Source organism: Paenibacillus sp. FSL L8-0470 (assembly GCF_038008625.1).
Taxonomy (GTDB): Bacteria; Bacillota; Bacilli; order Paenibacillales; family Paenibacillaceae; genus Paenibacillus_AQ.
The window spans coordinates 7036476-7056979 of the sequence record NZ_JBBOZM010000001.1; the positions used below are offsets into that span (position 1 = coordinate 7036476).

17 protein-coding genes and 1 riboswitch are annotated in these 20504 nt (G+C 50.8%); of the genes, 2 read left to right on the forward strand and 15 right to left on the reverse strand.

Annotated features, from left to right (window positions below; genetic code table 11):
- Positions 1 to 43: 43 nt before the first annotated feature.
- The 15 genes from NST99_RS32040 to NST99_RS32110 all read right to left on the reverse strand — a co-directional run bounded on the left by NST99_RS32040 (position 44) and on the right by NST99_RS32110 (position 15842).
- The gene (locus NST99_RS32040) at positions 44 to 292 is read right to left on the reverse strand and encodes a type B 50S ribosomal protein L31 (protein ID WP_038597814.1); all 249 of its coding nucleotides are present in this window, start codon (positions 290 to 292) and stop codon (positions 44 to 46) included.
- Positions 293 to 535: 243 nt separating this feature from the next.
- Positions 536 to 1402 carry a diguanylate cyclase domain-containing protein gene (locus NST99_RS32045; RefSeq protein WP_341097084.1) on the reverse strand — a complete coding sequence of 289 codons (867 nt, stop codon included), beginning with the start codon at positions 1400 to 1402 and terminating at the stop codon, positions 536 to 538.
- On the reverse strand, positions 1380 to 3476 hold the full coding sequence (locus tag NST99_RS32050; RefSeq protein ID WP_341097087.1) for a cellulose biosynthesis cyclic di-GMP-binding regulatory protein BcsB: 2097 nt from the start codon (positions 3474 to 3476) through the stop codon (positions 1380 to 1382). The genes NST99_RS32045 and NST99_RS32050 overlap by 23 nt, the downstream gene beginning before the upstream one ends.
- A gap of 44 nt (positions 3477 to 3520) precedes the next feature.
- Entirely contained in the window at positions 3521 to 4771 is a 1251-nt protein-coding gene (locus NST99_RS32055) for a glycosyltransferase family 2 protein (protein ID WP_341097089.1), read from the reverse strand.
- 29 nt (positions 4772 to 4800) lie between these two features.
- On the reverse strand, positions 4801 to 6342 hold the full coding sequence (locus NST99_RS32060) for a hypothetical protein (RefSeq protein WP_341097091.1): 1542 nt from the start codon (positions 6340 to 6342) through the stop codon (positions 4801 to 4803).
- Positions 6339 to 7880 carry a glycan biosynthesis hexose transferase WsfD gene (gene wsfD, locus NST99_RS32065; protein ID WP_341097093.1) on the reverse strand — a complete coding sequence of 514 codons (1542 nt, stop codon included), beginning with the start codon at positions 7878 to 7880 and terminating at the stop codon, positions 6339 to 6341. Before wsfD ends, NST99_RS32060 begins: the two co-directional genes overlap by 4 nt.
- A gap of 46 nt (positions 7881 to 7926) precedes the next feature.
- Positions 7927 to 9075, reverse strand: coding sequence for a hypothetical protein (locus tag NST99_RS32070; protein WP_341097095.1), 1149 nt, complete (start codon positions 9073 to 9075; stop codon positions 7927 to 7929).
- A 207-nt stretch (positions 9076 to 9282) separates the two neighbouring features.
- The gene (locus NST99_RS32075; RefSeq protein ID WP_341097097.1) at positions 9283 to 10263 is read right to left on the reverse strand and encodes a potassium channel protein; all 981 of its coding nucleotides are present in this window, start codon (positions 10261 to 10263) and stop codon (positions 9283 to 9285) included.
- A 128-nt stretch (positions 10264 to 10391) separates the two neighbouring features.
- Positions 10392 to 10784 carry a DUF350 domain-containing protein gene (locus NST99_RS32080; RefSeq protein ID WP_341097099.1) on the reverse strand — a complete coding sequence of 131 codons (393 nt, stop codon included), beginning with the start codon at positions 10782 to 10784 and terminating at the stop codon, positions 10392 to 10394.
- Positions 10781 to 11443, reverse strand: coding sequence for a signal peptide protein (locus tag NST99_RS32085; protein ID WP_341097102.1), 663 nt, complete (start codon positions 11441 to 11443; stop codon positions 10781 to 10783). The genes NST99_RS32080 and NST99_RS32085 overlap by 4 nt, the downstream gene beginning before the upstream one ends.
- Positions 11436 to 12653, reverse strand: a complete 1218-nt coding sequence (locus NST99_RS32090; protein ID WP_341097105.1) for a glutathionylspermidine synthase family protein — start codon at positions 12651 to 12653, stop codon at positions 11436 to 11438. The genes NST99_RS32085 and NST99_RS32090 overlap by 8 nt, the downstream gene beginning before the upstream one ends.
- On the reverse strand, positions 12650 to 13348 hold the full coding sequence (locus NST99_RS32095; RefSeq protein ID WP_445745006.1) for a hypothetical protein: 699 nt from the start codon (positions 13346 to 13348) through the stop codon (positions 12650 to 12652). Before NST99_RS32095 ends, NST99_RS32090 begins: the two co-directional genes overlap by 4 nt.
- 25 nt (positions 13349 to 13373) lie before the next feature.
- Positions 13374 to 13580, reverse strand: coding sequence for a hypothetical protein (locus NST99_RS32100; protein WP_038601107.1), 207 nt, complete (start codon positions 13578 to 13580; stop codon positions 13374 to 13376).
- A 355-nt stretch (positions 13581 to 13935) separates the two neighbouring features.
- Positions 13936 to 15231 carry a nucleobase:cation symporter-2 family protein gene (locus NST99_RS32105; protein ID WP_341097107.1) on the reverse strand — a complete coding sequence of 432 codons (1296 nt, stop codon included), beginning with the start codon at positions 15229 to 15231 and terminating at the stop codon, positions 13936 to 13938.
- Positions 15225 to 15842, reverse strand: a complete 618-nt coding sequence (locus NST99_RS32110) for a xanthine phosphoribosyltransferase (RefSeq protein ID WP_341097108.1) — start codon at positions 15840 to 15842, stop codon at positions 15225 to 15227. Before NST99_RS32110 ends, NST99_RS32105 begins: the two co-directional genes overlap by 7 nt.
- Positions 15843 to 16037: 195 nt before the next feature.
- Positions 16038 to 16141: riboswitch (purine riboswitch) on the reverse strand.
- 219 nt (positions 16142 to 16360) lie between these two features.
- Between NST99_RS32110 and NST99_RS32115 the strand changes: the two genes are divergently transcribed.
- Both NST99_RS32115 and NST99_RS32120 read left to right on the forward strand, forming a co-directional pair.
- A complete protein-coding gene (locus NST99_RS32115) occupies positions 16361 to 16903 on the forward strand; it encodes a hypothetical protein (RefSeq protein WP_341097109.1) in 543 nt (180 codons plus the stop codon).
- A gap of 164 nt (positions 16904 to 17067) precedes the next feature.
- Positions 17068 to 20484, forward strand: a complete 3417-nt coding sequence (locus NST99_RS32120) for a response regulator (protein WP_341097110.1) — start codon at positions 17068 to 17070, stop codon at positions 20482 to 20484.
- Positions 20485 to 20504: the final 20 nt, after the last annotated feature.

Here is a 20504-nt window from a genome sequence, read left to right on the forward strand (position 1 = left end):
CATCTGCATGACTTCCGTAATCTCCCTGTTTGTCTGAAAAATGTTATTTCTTCTGTGCCAGACGCTGTTTGAACTTGTCCACGCGGCCGCCAGTTTCTGCATCTCTTTGTTTACCTGTATAGAACGGGTGCGATGCGGAACTTGCGTCCACACGAATCACCGGATACGTGTTGCCATCTTCCCATTCCATTGTTTCACCGGATGACTTAGTAGAAGCGCTCAGGAATTTAAAGCCTACGCTGGCATCCAGAAAGATAACCTGGTTGTATTTCGGGTGTATGCCTTCTCTCATTGCAATAACCTCCTTCCCGGGTAAATAATGCTCTATGGTAACATGAAGCCATCTCTAGGTCTATTTAAGCAAAGATACTTAGACGAAGGGAAATGCATAATTTCTACGATCAAATTACGCCACTCCATCATACGCGATCCCAATCCCGGAGTCAACCTTTGTCCCGTTTTTATTCCTATTCTCTTCCGGTAAATGTCTATATAGATAACTTCCTATATTATTAGCTTGTCCTGAATTTTCATATTAAACATCATATTCGAGCTGCTTCTTGGCCTGAACAATGAAATCAAACGGATTCTCGATGGTTTCGGCCTCATATTCCACAGCACCAATCTTCAGTCCCAGATTTACCTTGTATTTGGTAGAGAACTCCGTATCGTTTAATTCCTGAAGCTTAAATTTGATCCGTTCAATGACAATCTTAGCGCCTTCCCGGTCGGTAAACAGCAGCAGCCCCCAGGTAGCATCGTCCTTATCCAGTAAATACAGCGCATCATTGGTACGAATGCTGGACTGGCTGAGCTGGGATACATCATAGATAGCCTCGGACAGTTGGTCATCCGGAATCAGCCGGCGGATCTCACTCCAATATTTCACCTTAATCACAAGCAGCGTAAGCGGGATCTTGTATCGGGTTGCTATGCCTGTAAAGAGGCTGGCATCCTTCTGGAAAGATACGCTGTTCCGCAAATCGGTATTCTCGTCTACCGTGGCCAAATTGGCGCTTTTCTTCATCAGCCGCTTGTTCTCTGCCTGCAGCTCGCGGCTGCTTGTAGTGAAGACCCATAACACTACGGTAAGCAGCGGTGTCATGATCAGCCAGAAATAGGTGTCCAGACCGATCGTTTCCCCCTGTGATACCGTCTGGTAGACGATAAAGAACCCATAGCCGAAGATGAAGGCGAGATTCAGCGTGAGCCCGGCGGTTACCGTGGTGAAATAGGTGACCAGCGCCAGCAGAAACGCAAGATTCAGAATGATGATATTCTGGATATAGTGATCCGGCGAACCGGAGATAAATACAATACATATGAATACCAGCACCAGAAAGGCCAGAAAGCCCAGGTCGGATACCAGACCGCTGCGGTTACGTCTCACGCTGATCACCACGTTTCCTGAAATGTTTGCGAAGCAGCAGAAGCAGCGCCACAAGCACCAATGTGACCACAAGTACGACTGCAACCACAAAGCCCAGCACATCGCTGCGGGCTGTAATTTGCTTTAACACCGAATCCTTGGCCGCACCGGTAATCGTCTTGAACCGGTAAGCGCCGACGTTGCCGTCCTTATCAAGGATGACCCCGTCGCCATACACCTTCCACTTATCCTTCTCGGTAGAAATCAGCTTGGAGGCCAAGTAATAATCCTCCGGGTTGACCCCTGTTACTGCCAGCAGCCCGCGTCCATTCTCATACGGGGAATTGACAAGCTGCAAGGTTCCGATTTCCGCACCATACTTCTCTTCAATACTCATCTTCTCATTCGAGAGGAGCGTTGAACCGTCCGTATTGTAGCGGAAATAGAGCTTGTCGTTATTGTCCCGGATTACCTTATTATTCTTGTAGGACCCTATGGCAATGATATTGTTATTCTTCAGATTATCCGCACCTACATCATCCGTATAGTAGTGGATATCTCCTGTATTGCCGCCAGCATACCGCCCAAGCAGATTGAAGACATTGCCCAGACTTTGATAGGAGTAATCATCCATCTCAGCAGGCAGTACAACAGCAACATGGTTATAAATTTCATCGCGCAGGAATGGATACGGATAGTTATTGAACAGCAGTTCCGTGCGGTCTTTTGTATTCAAATGCATCGCTGACTCTTTGCCGATATAGGCCCAAGGCATTTGCTCCGTATTCGGCGTGCAGACGGCACTTGCCATTTCCAGATCAAAAGCGACCGTAACAGAGAAGTTTCCGGAAATATTCAGGCTTTGCGGCACCGATACATTCAGGGTATCGCCGTTAGCCAGCTCCTTCGTCAGCTTCTTGCTGCCAATTGGCGTATTATTAATGCTCACTGTAACCAGGGACCGCTCAAAATCAAGATTCTGGGCATAGCGGAAATCCAGACTGATTTTACCGGAATCGGCAATGGAACGGTTAGAGGGCAAGGAAACAAAATAAGTCCGTTCCTGATGATTGGGTCCGGTCAGCTTGTCGCCCGTCTCGGCAAAGGTTACATTCGAACTGATGGAATAGGCCGGATCGGCAACTTCGGTGGCAGCATCAACTGCCTTCACCTCACTGCTGATCTGGCTGAGCAGCTCCTGGCTTGCGAGCAGCCGTCCGGCTTTGATCAGCAGGCTTTCGTCCTTCGAGGTTACTACCAGCGTTGGCCGGGTATCCGTCTGGACCAGCTGAACCAGGGCATGGGTACTAAGATCCTCAGTGGAGCTTAAGAGCTTCTTCAGTCCGGCGGGAACATGGTCATACATCGCCACCACGACCACGAAGCTCTTGTCCTTGATCGTATCCTCCCGGTAGGGCAGCAGCGGAATCGTCCGGTCTTCCAGCGTGTTCCCCTTTACCAATCCCGACAAAGCATAGGTGGCAGACTCCAGCTCAGAACCGCTGGCATTCTCCGGTATGGCAATAAGACTCTTATTGCTGTTTAACGTATCAATCCCGGAGAACCTTTCCGTGAAGTCACTAATGCCTCCGGTTAGTGCCTTCGGGGTGTACATCACTGCAATGCTGGAGGTGTTGAACAGATGCAGCCAGCTGCCCTGCTTGTTGTCAACATAACATATTTGGTCATCTGCTGTCGTGGTCCGCAGATACCCCTGAATGCTCAGCGTATTGCTACCTTCTCTCAGAAACCCTTTAGGTGCACTAACACTTAAGCTCTGCTCCCCGTTATTCTGCAGTGACGGCCTGAACGAGTAGAATGGACTCCCGTTAAGCGACAGGGTGACACTTGAAATCTGCTCCTCTGTAATTTGCGAAACTTGAAAATGCAGATTGATTTTAAGCTCATCAACATTCCAATAATCCATTATTGTGAAGTTCTGCTGCATGGAGCTTGATCCCGAAAGGGCAGTATCCGTTGCGGTAAAGGATGTCTCATAAGTCAGCCTGCCATCTCCGGGAAGTGCCGGCGCGGCAGAAGCCGCAGGGAGCTGGATCAGGAGCAGGGAGAAGCAGAGCACCCATAACAACATCTGTTTTTTTATCATATTCCGTATCTCCTGTGCATCTTATTTCTCTTGCTCCGGCCGCTTTAATAGCGTTCGGTTTTGTACCATTTGGCTTCCCGTTTGAAAATGACGTCCTTAAGATAGTTGTATAAACCGTAAGCGGCGACAACCATCCAGAGCTGGCAGTATGAAACATACATCAGCAGAATGATCCATAGATTAGACAGGCTCATCTCGCCCTTCTCCGTCGTCAGCGTGACGAAGATTCCGACCACAAACAGGATGATGGCAAGCAGCCACAAGAAGCTGCTGAGTCCGGCAATCGTAGTATGGACATAACCCATCGCATGAAGAATTAACAAGATATCCGAAGTCACAAGCGAGATCAGGAGCAGGAAGTAGATCGACAAGTAATACAGGATATCAAAGCGTATTTTGGCAGCCGACTTATTGAAGAGCAGCGGAATGTTCTTGACGATTACATAGATATTGCCTTTCGCCCAGCGTGTCCGCTGCTTGAACCAGACCTTCACCGTCTGCGGCTCCTGCTCCCAGGTCACCGATTTCGGCTGAAACTTGATCCGGTAGCCCATCATGTAAATCCGGAAGCTGATCTCGGTATCCTCAGCGATTGCTTTGACATCCCAGCCGCCGATGCTCTCCACAATAGACCTGCGCATAATAAAGTTGGTGCCGGGAATGGTGCAAAGCTTGAACAGCTTCCACCGTCCCGCCTGGGCCATCCACTGAAAGGACAACGTCTCAATATTAATAAACCGGGTGAGCAGGCTCGCATCACGGTTGCGGGTTCTGAATTTTCCGATTACCGCGCCAAGTGTGGAGTCGTTAATAATCTCCGCTACCAGATAGCGCAGCGCCGTTCTTTCCGGTGTATTGTCAGCATCATAAATGGCGATCAATTCGCCCTTGCTGCGGGCAAAGCCTATATTTAGCGCATTGGATTTGCCTTTGCCGCCCGTGACCGCATCCGTGTTAATGATCATCAGATTGCGCTGCGGATGTCTTTTCTGAATGCCACCCAGCAGCAATGCACTATTATCCGAGGAGTTATCATTAATGACAATAATCTCATAACGGTCATGCGGGTAATCGAGGGCCAGGAGCGACTCTACGGTCTTACTGATGACCACTCCCTCATTGTGTGCGGGAACCATGATGCTGACAAAGGGATACTCGCCCTTAATCTCGGGGACATCTTCGTTTTCCGTTGTGATGTAATATAAATATCCCGCGATGATTAAAGCCACATTCACAAGCAGCAGCGACCAGATACAGATCACCGCGATCACCATCAGCACATCCGATATCGTCATATTCTTCTCCTACTATTGATAAATTTTCTTTATTTCAAATATTTTCTCCGGTACATCCTGTAACCGATAATCAACAGGCTGCCGAACACTAGCAGAGAGATGATGATGACCACAATAAAAAACTGATTTTGCGCACTGAACAGCCGGGTGAAGCTTTTGACCTGCTCCTTCTGATACTGGTAATCGCTGTCCACCACTTCCGGGGCATACCCGACATTAAGTGCCTTGCCGCCCATTCTGATGACCCCGTCAGCAGAGGCAATAGTGTTCGTATCGGTAACTACCTTATGGGCTCCCTGCTTATAATCGGCAAAAGAGATCCAGCTCTGTTCCACCCAGCGCAGCATGGATTCCAGTCCTTCTTCGTCCTCCGGAAGATCGACAACAACCGCAGTATCCAGCGGTAACTGGGGCATAGCCTTTCCGGTATGCCGCAAACCCTGGAGGAACTCCGGCGTTACACTGTACAGGCTGGAGGCAAAAACCGCCGAAGTGTCGGTCTGCTCCATATACCGGGCTTCTTCATCCGGATACAGCACAGCTGAGTCGAAAAAGCCCATTCCTGCCCCCGCATACTCTTTGTCGTAGATCCAGTATCCTTCCGCTCCAATGCCCAGCGGTGCTATACCGCCCGCCACCAGCACATTGATGAACCCGTTCATCTTGCCCTTTAGCGAGCGGTCACTCAAGCTGATAGGCGGCCTTACCGCAGGGGCGTTCACCACAATGCTCCCGTTGCGGGATTGCACAATTCTCAGCGCCTCCAAATAACGCTTCATCGCCGGGAAGCCGGTGTTGCCGAACACCGGCCGGACACTGGCAATGAACGGAATTCCGTTCTGATAGAGCCGGTCTGCTGTCTTCTCCAGCAGCTCAAAATCCGAGAACGGGTAAATCTCCTTCAGCACCAGATAGGTTTGAGGTGCCGCAGAAGACGGAAGCCAATCCTTCAGTACATAAGCCATTGCGACAGTGCTGAAATTCCCTTTCTCCAAATAGGGTACATAAGTGTATTGTCCCCGGCTCACGGCATACGGCGCCTGCAGACTGCCGCCCTGAAATGAAAAACTTCCGTAGGCGTGCGTTGCCTTGCTCGCCGCAATATAGGGCATGTCTGGCACATTCAGGCTGACTCCGGAGAACTCTCCAATAGAAAGGCTGGCGTATTGTCCGCGAAATACAGCCGTGGATAGCTGCAGCGACTGCTTCATCTTGACTGGGATGTTGTAGCCAACATGCAGAACTTCCCCCCGATAATTATCCGCGTCCTCTAGGTACGCCTTATTCGTAATGGCAAGATCTTCACTGTTTATGACTGTTATCACGCTGGAGTACGATGCCAAGGTGCCTTGCTCGTATTCATCCAGGCTCATTAGTGTAACTTTGGTGCTGTAGGCGGCCAGCAGCCGCTGAAGCTCCGTGATATTGCCTTCCCGGGGCGTTCCTTTCGCCAAGCTGTCGAACAGCAGCAGGGTCTGCTGCGGTGCGGGAGCGGAATGTACGGGAACCGGAGCCGGAAGCAGCAGTGCTAATATAACCAGCAGCAAGCCTATGATTCTCTTGCGGTTCAAGCACTCACGCCCTTTTCGGCTACGGGATATTCGCCTGCAGGGAGGGCAGGGCTCGCGGGAGTCGCGGTTGAGATTTTCCTTTTCAAGAAGAGCCCCCGTCCAATGACACTTGATACGGTAAAGAAGGTCACTAAGTCAAACGACAACGTGAACAGGAATTCATGCTTGGCAATGTCGGCATCGCCCGCTCCGATAATAGATACAAAGATACCGGACAGCCCCACCAGCATCGTCGCTATTATCAGCAGCAATCTCTGCAGGCCTCTGAAATTCCCGGCTTTCGCTGCCGTCACAAAGGACGGCGTAAAAATCCCTATAATAACCGCCATCCATAAGAGGATAAAGGCGAAGGTTCGCGGGGCCAGCTTTTCTTTAAGCATACTGTAAAGAGTGAAGAAATGACTTTGCGCGCGGAATTCCTTACCTGCTGATTTCTCGTAGTTGCCCATCGCCGCAGGCTTGATGGTATAGGCACTTTTCGCGGCAGTATCCAGTATAGAGCCCATCTGGGCAGGATTGGCCAGATAATATTTCAGGACCGAGACAAAGCCGTACTGGCTGTAGAAGTCCTTCTCCAGAATGTCCGATTTCACATCAACTGTGCCGTATTGGTCGTAATACGTATTTTCCCTCAGAATCGCGTATTGCTCGTTGATACCGAAGGATTTCAGCGCCGTTTCCGGATTGTCGGATTGCATCATCACCCCGCGGGTCATCGCATGATATTGGTTAATATTCACGAACTCCTTGGAGATGTTCAAATAGGTTGCCACACCCGTGATCATCATCAGCACCGCAGCAGCAATAGTAAGCCAGCGGAAGAGACGTTCCCTGCGAATCCAGATAAGCGAAAGCGCGAACAGGGAAATCACCATGCCCACCGGAGCATTCTGCTGCTTGGAGGTCGTCAGGATCAACGTACTGATCAGAAACACCGCCAGCATGGCATAATCATTGTATCTTCCGCGGTAGAGAAGCAGCCATGAGGCGAACATGAACAGCATAGTAATCATCACAATGCTCTCGCCAAAGAAGGAATTGAAATACGCCGTATAGCCGGTATCTCCGAAGATAACAATCGCAATGACCGCGGTAACCATCCCCCGTCTGCGGGACATGCGGCAAGTAACAGCTTCTATTAACAGATAAACAGCTGCGACATAAAGAACCAGATAAATGGCCGCCTGAAAGCGGATATCAAAGACCTCTTTGCTGAAGAACAGCTTATTGACGCCGATCGCCAGCTTAATAAAGAGGGATTGGGAGGAGACCAGCATAGAGCTGTTCTCATTATAATATTGATAGATTCCGAACTGTTTAACAAAATAGCCAAAATACTGGCTGTCATAATCCGGCAAGTTGAAATAGAGGCCGTTGCTGTAAATGATGCGGAAAAAGTCGCCGTTATCGGCCATCCCCACATAGGGAGCCGTAAACAAGGCGATAACTGTAATGATCAGTACGCCAATGGCCGCTGTCAAAGCAGGGGTTACCGTTAAATCAACAGGGATTAAACCTCTGCGCAAAGGTATTTTCATTGTGTTGTCATCCATGCGGGTTCACCTTCGTTACTATTAGATTAAATTAGTAGGAATAAGCGAGTAAGGCCATAAGATTGTCAAAAGAATAGGCTTGTCCCGTCTCAGGATTTCCGAACCCGCCGTATAGGACACTCCCTGTATCCGTAACTCTAAATTCGTTCATTCTTTCTATACTTCTGCTATAAAGAGAGTCGTCGCCGATCTCCGCGCCAATTATTGCCGTAAGGGCATAAATTGCCGTGGAGCGGATATCATTGGCCGGCTGGCCGTCCCTGGTGTATTGCCCGTACAGCGTTCCCGCCTCTACCTGCTCCTTGATATAGCGGATACTCTGTGGTTTCTGCCGGTCCACCTCAGCCAAATTCAGAATACTCAGCAGCGATTCCACCGTATTGATTTTTTCCGAGCTATAGTTTCCTGTCTTATAATTAAATCTCGTTTCATAGAACGGGAACTCATCTGACAAATACCCGTCCTCGAGAATTGTGTTCATGTTGTGTAATAAAATTCCGCGAATTTCGTCATCTATCGACAAATTTTGCAAGACATCCAGATTAATATAACATAAAGTAACAAAGTCATTGGTTACCCGGAGATCATTGTCATAGAAATCGTACATATATCCATCTTTTACATTATTCCGGTAAAAAGTCTTAGAATATTCGGCTGCTTCATTCGTGTATTCCTTGTTGTCAAAGGTGTCTCCTGCTGCATATAGCGCACCGATTAAGCGTAAATCATCAACGGCGGCATTAAGGGGGTATTGTTTTTGGAGTTTCGGACTATAGCGATAGCTGAAACCGCCCTCTATACTGAACGTTTGCTTCGCCTTTGCCCATTCTGAGGAGAACAGCTCCTTATTACCGTTCAGTACGGCGATCCTCATCATGAGTGAAGCCGACTCGCTCAGCACTTCGTGGCCAGTGGCAACTTCTGCCGTCTGGCCGGTGTCCTGCAAATTTGTATAGACGCCATAAGGACCCGTAAGCTGTTTAGCAATAAATGTGTACAACTCCTGTTCTTCTTTATCTATATGGACGGCTGGTTGGGTCCTTAACGGAGTAGGGGATGAAGGCAGAGAACCCGTGCTGATCTCCGGGGAAGATATCGGCTGCTCCCCATTGCTTTTGCAGGAGGCCAATACACATAGAGACAGCATAATAGCCGCGGCTTGAACGCTTTTATTTCCCAATCTATCACTTCCTTTAGAGATAGCATTAAGGTTTCGATACTATTATAACGGTAATATAAGTCACTAAATGTAGATTAATGTTGATCATTATGTGTCAAACCAATAAAAAATATCTAAATATTTACATTTTATGCGCCGAATAGACAAAAGCCGCCCTACAGGTCATTTACCGGCCCGGGCAGCTTCATTTTTATGCATATAATGGCTCTATCCTTTAATTCTCCGGTACGTCTCCTCATCCGACACAATATATAATCTGGCATCTTGCGGAATGGGCTGATTAAGCTTGCGGTTGATGCTCAGGTCGCCGTGGTCAGACAGCAGGGTTGCTCCCCGCGAAAGCAGATCCTGAAAGGCATCTCCATAGGTTTGCCAAGCGGCATTCCGCGGAATCTCATAAATGTCGTCGCCATGCTGGCGGCTGAGCAGCTGAGTGATGACTTCCGAATTCCCCTCCTGCAGTGCGGAACGCACAGCCAATCTGGAGATGGCATCATGCGACAGCACGAACTCATTCACCTGAACATGCCGGAAATTCCGAATGTTCTTCTCCTGCATAATCTCTACAGTAGTATGTACCTGCGGGGCGAGCCGCTCAATGCTCGAAGCGATCAGCAGCGACTTGCCGTCAATCAGCGAAGCTTCGTCGATCCGGTTGTCACCGAACACAATAGCTGCCTTGGCTCCATGAATATTGGCCTTCTGCAGAATTTCATCACTGGAGGCATCACCGCTGATAAAATGAACCTGTTCCATATGCTCCAGCGGATGACGCCCTGATTCGTCAATAATGACGATCTTGCATTTCGGTGTGTAGCATAGAATCTCTTCGACGGCTGCCTGCGTTTTGCGGCTCCAATTAATCAATACAATATGATCTGCGGCGTGAAAGCTCAAGGTTCCCGCTCCTCTCCTTCTCTGCACCTCTCCCATGGCCTCAACAATCTTTCCGATGACCAAGCTGAGCAGGCCGATGCCGAACACGTACAAAAATATGGTGAACAGCTTTCCCATTACCGAAGTCGCAAAAAAGTCACCGTATCCAACAGTGGCCATCGTAGTCATGACCCAATAGAAGGCGTTGAACCAGTTATGAAATGTACCCGGCTCCAGAATAAACGCGATGGTTGCGCTCAGAACAATAAAAAAAAGGATTATCAGCCCAATTGACTTCTTCTTTAGACGCATCAGCTTTCCGGATACTCTGAGTAAAAAATGCACCATTCCGCCCCGCTTCCGCTGTTAAATAGGGCTGCCGCACCGTGACCCGGCACGCGCAGCCTTAGTCTGCCGGCTCCTACAGGGAGCCCGCTGAATTAAATAATCAGACTGCTGACGGCAAAGGCAGTTCCGATGAATACCAGGCAGAGCATGGTGCCTACGGCCACATTCCCCTGCTCTAGCTGTTCGGAAATCCTGAAATTGGGAGTAAGCAGTTCAAAGATCCAATAAGCGGCGATCAGGCAGACGTAACCTACCGCAAACCATAACATCATGTGCCAGATAGAAGTATTCGTATATGCCGCTACGCCCAGTACGATCGCTGTGGCCAGAAATTTGCCTCCCAGCGCCAAAGCTACAGCCACATTGCCTTTCTTCAATTCCTCCATATCCTTGAACGGAGTCATCAAGCCGAATACAACCATGCCAAGCACCTGAAGCAGAATAATAGTCAGAACGCTGACTATCAAATTAATAACAATCGTCAATTGGCCCACCCCCGAAATTTCGCATAAGCCGAATCATAGTCGGCAAAATCATGCACTTCCTCCAGTACCACGGAAGCTGTCTTCTCTTTCTCCAGCGCTGTATAACGCTTGTCGTCAATCGGCTGCTTGATCCGGTTGCCGGAAGGCAGCTCAAGCACGGCGAAGTTTCTTGTCTTCTCCTTGAACTTGGTCTTATAGACCCCGACAAGATCCACATCGGTGGTAATAGATACTTTAAGATTCTTCAGATCCTCTGCAGCCGTCTTCTGGTCTCCATACGATTTAAGCGTGGACCAGGCGGACAGGCGGATCTCATTCTTCTGGTCAGCATCTGTAATCAACTCGGCATCCATGAACTGCAGCGTCCAGATCTTGTCTCCAGTGGCATAATTGCCATCGTTCGGGAGCAGCTCATTATCCGGCAAAACTGTCATGTCGCTGCCGATCAAATCACCCACTGTGCTCTCCACTACCCGGTAATCCCACGGCACACGGGATACACTGTCCGTTGTTTCCGCTGCAGGAGTACCTGTATGAAACACACTGTCCTCATTGCTTGAGCATGCGCTCAGCAGCACCGACAACAGCAGTATTCCAAGGACCGCGCCCAGCCGAATTACCCCGAAGCGCCCGGTCCGCACCTTTCTACTTTTACTCATCTCCAAGTTCCCTCACTCCTAGCGCGATAAAATGACTGGCATTGCCTGTAATCGGTCCGCCTGCCCGCCCGAGCAGGCCACAAGGTTTCCCGTTAATGACGAACATGCCGGTGAGCAGATGAAACTCCCCCTCGGCTGTCTGAATCCGGGCCATTTCGGCTCTTTTTTGATAGACGGTAGGGAATATTGTACTGCTGTCAAAACCTTCCTCGTCCTGCAGCTCAAGTGTGCCGTTGTCATCGAAGAGACGTACAGAACCGCCTTCACGGCCGAATACAGACTTCGAGACAAAGCTCCCGGAGAACACCGGCTTATTGTAGGTCGGCAAAATATAGCGGGAAACCGCCTCGCGCTCTTCCTCACTAAACAGCAGCCCCAGCTCATACATCCCCCATGCCGCCGCAATCAATCCCTTGGACTGCAGCAGGATGCTGTGCGGTCCATTGAACAACTCCAGCTGTCCACTCTCCACGGCATAAGCGAGCGCATCGCCGCCTTCGTCTACCGCCATCCATTCCTTGGGATAGAGCGCGAACATCCGCTGAATAACCCGGTCCTCTCCATCCCGTACAGTCCCTTCATCAATCCATAGATCGAGACAATCCACGCACTTGATATCCAGACCGCTGTGCTTCACAAGCGCCTCAATCGTGCCGGAGTCTTCCTGATGGGAACCGTAGGCGACACAAGCCGCCGTGTCCGGCCGTTCTGTGCCCCAAGCTGACGCAAGAAGTCCCTTCATCGCTCCATTGGGGCTGGCGATTCCCGCCTGCTCGCAGATCCAGGGCGTAGCGATGGAGGCCTCCACATAACCGGTAGGCGTATCGGCATTCAACTCCAGCAGCTTAATCGTCCCGTTGTCCGCCACGGCGAAATCGAACCGGGCATAAAGGCTGATGCGGCCCGGCTCCGGCAGCGGGCATTCATCAAGCATCTGCCACAGGACGGGGGGAATGCCGAGCAAATCATATAGGTCATGTCTACGGTGGACATAGCGGACTGTTTTGTCCAGTATAGCCCACAGCTTGACCGAGGCTTCTTCAAGTTCCCGGTAAGTCTCGCCGCGCATCACCGCAACGGCATCAAGCCAGTATTCTTCATCCTCCAGGTCTGCCCAGGTGAAGCCAAGCTCATGCAGCTTCTCCACTCTTGGCGCCCGTTCCAGACCGGATTGATCTACAAATTGAAAGACACTCTCTGCAGAACTCATCCGCCGAAACCGCTCTTGCTGCTGGAGCTTCTGCCGGCGCTTGATTTCGAGGAGCTTGATTTGCTGCTGGAGCTTGAACCGCTGGAACCTAAACCGCTGGATGTGCCCCCAATGCCGCCTTTCTTCGAGGATGTCCCTCTTCTCGTAATGGAGCCGGTGGAGGAAGTAGAGGTTTTCGGCTTTGCCACTGATCCGGCTACCTTCTTGTTCTGGAAGCTGCCGCTGTTGTAGGTTGGCGGCTTGTAGGTAGTCCGGGTACCTCCGTAATAGGTCGGCCGGTCATTGTACCAGCCTCTGGAGGAGTAGAATGAGCCGCTGTTGAACAGCATGTGATACAGCAGCATATCATCCCAGCCGAAACCCGAGCTGTAACCGCCATAATTGTTAATGACGGTTGTCCCGCCGGAGGTTACCACCCCGCTGCCCTCCTGCACGGTCTCTTCCACATTCCCTTCCGGGTACGGAATATTCCAGTCTACATTTTTATCAAAATAAGCCTTGACCTCTTCGGTGGACCAGGAGACAAGCTTCGGCTCTTCGCCTGAGCTGCCGCTGGCACCCGCCCCGCCCGGTACGAACAGTGCATTGGCCAGCAGCGCAATCCCTAGCGAGGTGGACAATACACGCAGCGGCTTGCCTTCAGCATTGAATAGTTTAGACACGGCGGATTCTTTAGCATTTTCATCTTTTCCCAACATGGGCCCCTCCTTTCCTGACAATTTATCCTTCAGCACGCATCGGAACCAGCAAAAGCTCCAGCTTTCCCTCGTCCACGTTCAGCCGTCCTTCCACTGCCTCATACTCCCGGCTGCCCACTACAATATAATTGACATGCTCCAGGGCAGTAATCATATTCATGCTCCAGGTACGTTCCTCGATGACACGCAGGTCGCCTTCCGGCATTTTTTCAAACAGGATGACTTTCATTCCATTATCCACTTATTACCCTTCTTTCCTGATAGCTGTTTATGCTTCTGATACGCTGTAAGCACAATTTCGTTTCATGAGCCCGCAGTCCATCCCTATCTATTTTATCTGTTTGGGTCCAAGTAAATTCTAGGGTATTGGAATAATATTGGCAATCGAAAATATGTTAATGGAAGTCTGACCGGTTCCGTATATTTTGAGCAGCCGCGAAAGCAGCGGCAAATAGGGATACCAGCAGCAGACTCCCGGGAATACGCTGCCAACATTTTAGCATACCTCCTCCCCCTCTCTAAAAAAAGCCGATTCCATTTATTTCGGAACCGGCTGTAATTCTTATTAGAGGTGCATATTGGAATTACTGTGCATCCTGCACGGCGGCAGGAGCTGTATTATCCTGTGTTTTGGATAAGAACAGATTCAGAATGATCGCAGTAAGCGACCCGGAAACAATACCATTCTGCAGCAGCATTCTGGCAAACTCCGGCAGTTGGTCGAACATGGAGGGCAATACCGCCGAGCCCAGGCCGACAGCGATGCTGCAGGCGGCAATCAACAGGTTGCCATCCTTGCGCAGATCGACCTCGGAGAGGATCGACATCCCGGAAGCCGCGACCGAACCGAACATTACGATCATTGCCCCGCCGAGTACCGCATTCGGCACGATTGTGGTTAAAGCGGCCAATTTAGGCAGCAACCCCAACACAACCATGATACCGCCGGCGGCAAAAATCACATTCCGCGTCTTGACACGGGTCAATGACAGCAGTCCGACGTTCTGGGAGAATGCAGTATACGGGAAGGCATTAAACAGCCCTCCAAGCATTATCGCGAGACCTTCCGAGCGGAGGCCGTTGACAATCTGCTTCTGCTCAACCTTCTGGTCTGTAGCCTTGCCTACGGCAAAGTATACGCCGGTTGATTCTACCATGGATACGATATTTACGATAATCATCGTGAAAATGGCCGTAACGTTAAACTCGGGCCAGCCAAAGTAGAACGGCTGGGCCACGCTGATCCAAGAGGCAGAACCGACAGTTGAAAAATGTACAATGCCCATAAAATAGCCGATAGCTGTCCCGACAACCAGGCCTACCAGTACAGAAACGGAACGCAAGAACCCGGTTGTCAGCCGGTTCACAGCAAGAATCACCAGCAGCGTAATTAAGGCCAGCAGCAAATTACGGGGTTCTCCGAAATCAGGTTGTCCCTGCCCGCCGGCCACATTATTCATAGCAACCGGAATGAGCGACAGCCCGATAATGGTCACTACAGAGCCGGTTACCACGGTCGGAAAGAACTTCAGCAGCTTCCCGTAGATCGGGGCGGCAAACACAACGAATAATCCCGATATAATAATCGCACCATAGGCTGTTGCCAGATTGGAATCCAAGGCGATAGCAATAATGGGGCTAACCGCAGTGAAGGTGCAGCCCAGCACCACCGGCAGGCCGCTGCCGAAATATTTGCTGCCCATGACCTGCAGCAGCGTAGCCAGTCCGCAAGTGAACAAATCCGCAGCGATGAGGTAGGCCATCTGTGTTCCATTCAGGTTCAGCGCCCCTCCGACAACAAGCGGCACAATGACCGCGCCGGCATACATGGCCAGCACATGCTGGAGTCCTAATGCGAAGACTTTTTGTTTGCTTAACATCCTGCACTCTCCTTGATCATTTCTTTAATATCAGCAGTATTGTCTATAAAATGAATTTCTCCCGGCGCCATGGAAGCGATTCGTGCCAAGGCATGCACGGGGATTCCTCTTTTCTCCAGCAAACTGCGTCCTTCCTGAAAGCTCTTCTCGATCACGCAGCCTACGCCAAGCAGCTCTGCACCGGATTCCTCCACGATATCAGCCAGTCCCACCAAAGCAGCGCCCGTAGCCAGGAAATCATCGATGATCAGCACTTTGTCGCCCGGGCCCAGATATTTCTGCGAGATGCTGATCCGGTAGTGCTCTTGACGGGTAAAGGAATGCACCGGGGCCGAATAGACGTCCTCCGACTGTGTGATGGCTTTCTTCTTCTTGGCATAGATGAATGGCACCTTCAAGGCAATGCCTGCCGCCATCGCAAACTGAATTCCGCTGGCCTCAACCGTCAACACCTTCGTAACTGGCAGATGCCCGAAGATCGTCTTGAATTCCTGCCCGATCTGCAGCGCAAGCTCCGTATCCACCTGATGGTTCAGAAACGAGTCCACTTTCAGCACCGTATCCGACAGAATCAAGCCCTCTTCTCTGATGCGTTCCTCTAATATTTTCATTACTGCGGGTGATCGCTCCTTTGATATGATTTGATGAATTCTTTGAATCGTGACATAAAAAAGACAGATCCCCTTGAGTGTTTCTCAAGTGAATCTGTCCCTCTGGGTTTTTGTCCCTAAGTGGTGTAACACATAAGCAGTGTCCGCATCGCTTGGACCAGCCCTTCTTCTGCCGCGGCACAAGAAACGGAACCCTAGACGCGCTATTTCACTCATAGTCGGATAATTACAGTGGTTATCCGGTAGAAACTTATGGGCCATATTCCCAAGATTATATGAGTTGTTTATGAAATGTCATAGTAAATACCTTGTATATCTTACACGCTCTGTCTGAACCTTACAAGCAAAATTTTAAGCATTATTTCATCCATTTATGACATGTTTTCATGAAATACAAATGTCTTCAATCGTCCTATTAGGCAAGCGTTTGTTTCTAAGCACACTCCGCCCGTATTGCTCACGATTTCCGCCCCCATGCATTTATGATAAGGAAAACTACTCAGAGAGGAACGATACGGGTGGCCAAACAAAAGGACCGGATTGTCGTTATCATTCAAAATGGAAAACGGCGGATTGTTACACGGACGCCGCTGGCGGGAGTAGACCGGCTCGTATTTGTCATCAATAATCAGTACACCAACGCAGCCAATACCACCCAAATTGCCAGCGGTGCGGGAAGAAGCAGCGCAGCTGGAAGCAATGCGGCCATTGCTTCCCCTTATACACGCCAGCAGCAGAGCGTCGGCGCTGGGGGAGATGCCGCTAACCTGGGGAGCAAAGGACGAAACGGAGGCAAACATCCTCTCCCTTTGATCTGTCCCCGCGGCAAGGAGATCGTCGTTGTCATCAACAACCAGACGGTCAAGCTCCCTAAAGGCAGCATGAGTTCATCGGCCACACAGGTAGGCAGCGGCGGCGGAACATACAGTACGGGCGGAACCAACTCTGCCATCGACAGCCCCTATACACGCCAGCAGCAGGCGGTCGGCGGGGGCGCTGGAGGCCATGCCCTGAACAGGGGTTCAGCCAAGCACCGCCAGAGAAGAAGACGGTCCCGTTAACTTTTGTCCGCAATTCATAGAGAAATCTGAGAATAACGCCAGTAAATCCTGTTCTTTTTGCGGATTAGCCGGCGTTTTCTCTCGCCTTCCCCTATCGCCTCCTCTCTATTAAAAGTATAATTAAAGGTGATTCGTGATACTAACTAGACAAAGGACGGGCGAGCATGACAATAAAACAACGGGTTTGGTTAGCATCATCTGCCTTTATCCTTTTTCTCAGCAGCATGATTGCTGTATCTATAATTTATCTTGAAGGGGTTCCTCTACTCCTGTCTTTAGCATTTGGTGCAGCCGGCATTATTCTTGGAAGTGGACTCATGATGAGTATCCAGCGGAACATCCGCCGGGGTCTGGATAGGATTATGAAGATATCCGTAGATATTGCGCAAGGCACCCTCGATTCCTCCGCAATCAGTCCCGAAACTGGAGATGATTTCGGGGAGTTAGCGCATTCCTTTCACGCTTTAGCCGTTAATCTGGAGCACAAGACCACAGAAGAACGCAGCCTGCGCCTTCAAGCCGAAGAACAGGCCTGGATCAATACCCAAGTTACAGAAATGGCCCTGATGCTTCAGGGATCGGTACATTTAGAGACCGCAGCCCGGGTTTTTATCGGCAAGCTGAGTGCCGCTGTCAGCGGAGCCTACGGAGCGGTCTATTTGAAGCAAGGGGACAAGCTGCACTTCACCGCCGGTTATGCCTTCGATGAAGCCGCCAGCCGCCGCGAACCCTTTGCGCTTGGCAGCGGACTGGTTGGACAATGCGCACTGGATCAGAAGATGGTCGTGCTGCATGATCTGCCGGAGCATTACATCCGCGTGCATTCCGGACTGGGTGAAGCTGCCCCGACTACGCTGATCCTGGTTCCTGTTATTTATGAGCAGGATGTTGTCGCCGTGGTCGAGCTGGCTACCCTGAACACATTGGCTGACAAAGACTACGAATTGATTAAACGGACCGGCCGGAACATGGGCGTGCTGATCAATACTTTGGCAGACGTGGCCAGAATCGAGGAGCTGCTGGGTGAAACCCAGCTGCAGAAGGAAGAGCTGGAGGCCCAGACGGAGGAACTGCAGGCCCAGACGCAGGAGCTCGAAGCGCAAACCGAAGAGCTGCTGGCACAGACCGGTGAGTTGCATTCACAGACCGAGCAATTGCAGGCGCAGGGAGAAGAACTGCAGATGCAGGCAGACAGCCTGCTGACCTCGAATGAGCAGCTGCAGCGGCAGATGGAATTGACGGAAGAGCAAAAAGCCGAAATTGAGGCCCAGGCCGATGAATTAAAGCTGCAGACGGAAGAACTTTTTGCCTCCAACCAGGATTTGCATAAGCAGATGGAGATTTCCGAACGGCAAAAGGAAGAAATACAGGCACAAGCCGACGAGCTGCTGGCGCAAACCGAAGAACTTCAAGCGCAGACTGAAGAGATCTCGGCAGCAAATATTCACCTGCAGCAGCAAATCGAACTTACCGAGCAGCAAAAAGAAGAGATCAAAACCCAGGCGGAAGAAATCTTCATGGCCGCCCAGTACAAATCAGAATTTCTAGCCAATGTATCGCATGAGCTGCGCACTCCGCTGAACAGCCTGCTGATTCTGTCGCAGATTCTTGCCGAGAACAAAGAAGGCAATCTTGGCCCTAAGCAGCTTGAATATGTGCATACCATTTTCTCCGCAGGCAAAGATCTGCTGCAGCTGATCGACGAGATTCTCGATTTGGCCAAGCTTGAGGTAGGTAAGATGACCGCTGTCCTTGAACCGGTCTCCTTGCATGATCTAAGCAACCACCTGTTCCGCCACTTTGAGCAGCAGGCCAAGAAAAAGAATATCCGCTTTGATGTCCATTGTGACAGCAGGCTGCCTGACCATCTTATGACCGACGGCCACAGGCTGCAGCAAATCATCAACAATCTGTTATCGAATGCTGTTAAATTCACTCCGGAGCAGGGCTCCGTCTCTCTATCTATCCGCATGAGCGGAAATGAGGCGGTCTTCTCCGTCAGCGATACCGGTATCGGGATTCCCGAATCCAAGCTGGAGAGCATCTTTGAGGCCTTCCAGCAGGCGGACGGCACAACCAGCCGCAAATATGGGGGAACCGGTCTTGGCCTGACCATCTGCCGCGAGCTTTCCACCATGCTAGGTGGAAGAATTGAAGTTGAATCCACAGAAGGCAAAGGCAGCACCTTCTCCCTGGCTATTCCCGCTGTTGAGCCGGAGGGTAACGCTCTTGCCCAGGCAGCTGCGACGTTCGCAGCTGCCGCCAGCAGTGAGCTTCTCAATCCGGACACCAGCAGCCGGGAGAATACCGCCTTCCGGGAATCCTTCGTGCCCGATATCTCCATATCCAATCCGAAGCTGCTGCAATTCGCAGAAATGGAGGATGACCGGGGAAATCTGCTCAGCGATGACACGCTCCTCCTGATCATTGAAGAAGATGCCGAGTTCGCGGCCATTCTGCTGCAGCTGGCCCGCAGCAGAGGCTTTAAAGCGATCGTCGCCTTTCAGGGCGATCAGGGCCTCGCTCTGGCACATGCCTACAAGCCGGATGCCATCCTGCTCGACCTGCATCTTCCCGTCCTTGACGGCTGGTCAATCATCAGCCGCCTGAAGAGCCGGCCGGAGCTGCGTCATATTCCGGTGCATGTGATCTCAACCGCAGAAGAGAATCAGCAGAGCCTGGCCATGGGCGCACTCTCCTTCTGGAAGAAACCCAGCGATCAGGCCGAGCTGGAAGCTGCCTTCCTGCAGATTGAAACCTATATCAGAAGGCCGGTTAAAAGCCTGCTAATTGTTGAGGATAACAAGGATCTGCGCAGCAGCCTTGTAGAGTTCATCGGGCATCCCGATGTACGCATTGTCGCAGTGGGGACAGGACGGGAAGCATTGGAGCAGCTGGTAAGCCATCATTTTGACTGCATGGTCCTTGATCTGGGCCTGTCGGATATCAGCGGCTTCGATTTGCTGGAGCAGGTCAAAACCAACCGCAAACTGCAAACCCTGCCGGTCATCATCTATACGGGCAAGGACCTCAGCAAGGGCGATGAACAACGTCTGAAGCATTATGCCGAGAGCATTGTCATCAAGAACGTGCGCTCCATGGAGCGGCTGTACGATGAAACCGCGCTGTACCTGCACCGCAAGCATGCTGATCTGCCGCCGGACAAGCAGCGCCTGATCGAGAAGCTGCATAATCCGGAGGCGGCTTTTGCCGGGAAGAGCATCCTGCTCGTGGATGATGATATGCGCAATATCTTTGCGTTATCAAGTGTCCTGGAAGGTTATAATATGGATATCAGTTTTGCCCAGAACGGCAAAGAGGCGTTACGGCATCTGGAGCAGCATCCCGAGACCCAGCTTGTATTTATGGATATTATGATGCCGGAGATGGACGGGTACGAGACGATGAAGCATATCCGTGCCATGCCGGAGTATGACCAGCTTGTGATTATTGCCCTGACCGCCCGGGCTCTGGAAGAAGACAGGGTTAAATGTCTGCAGGCCGGCGCTTCCGATTATATCTCCAAACCGATTAATACCACCCAGCTGGTTACTGTACTGAAGGTGTGGTTAATTCAATAATTACCAGACAAACTTCACAT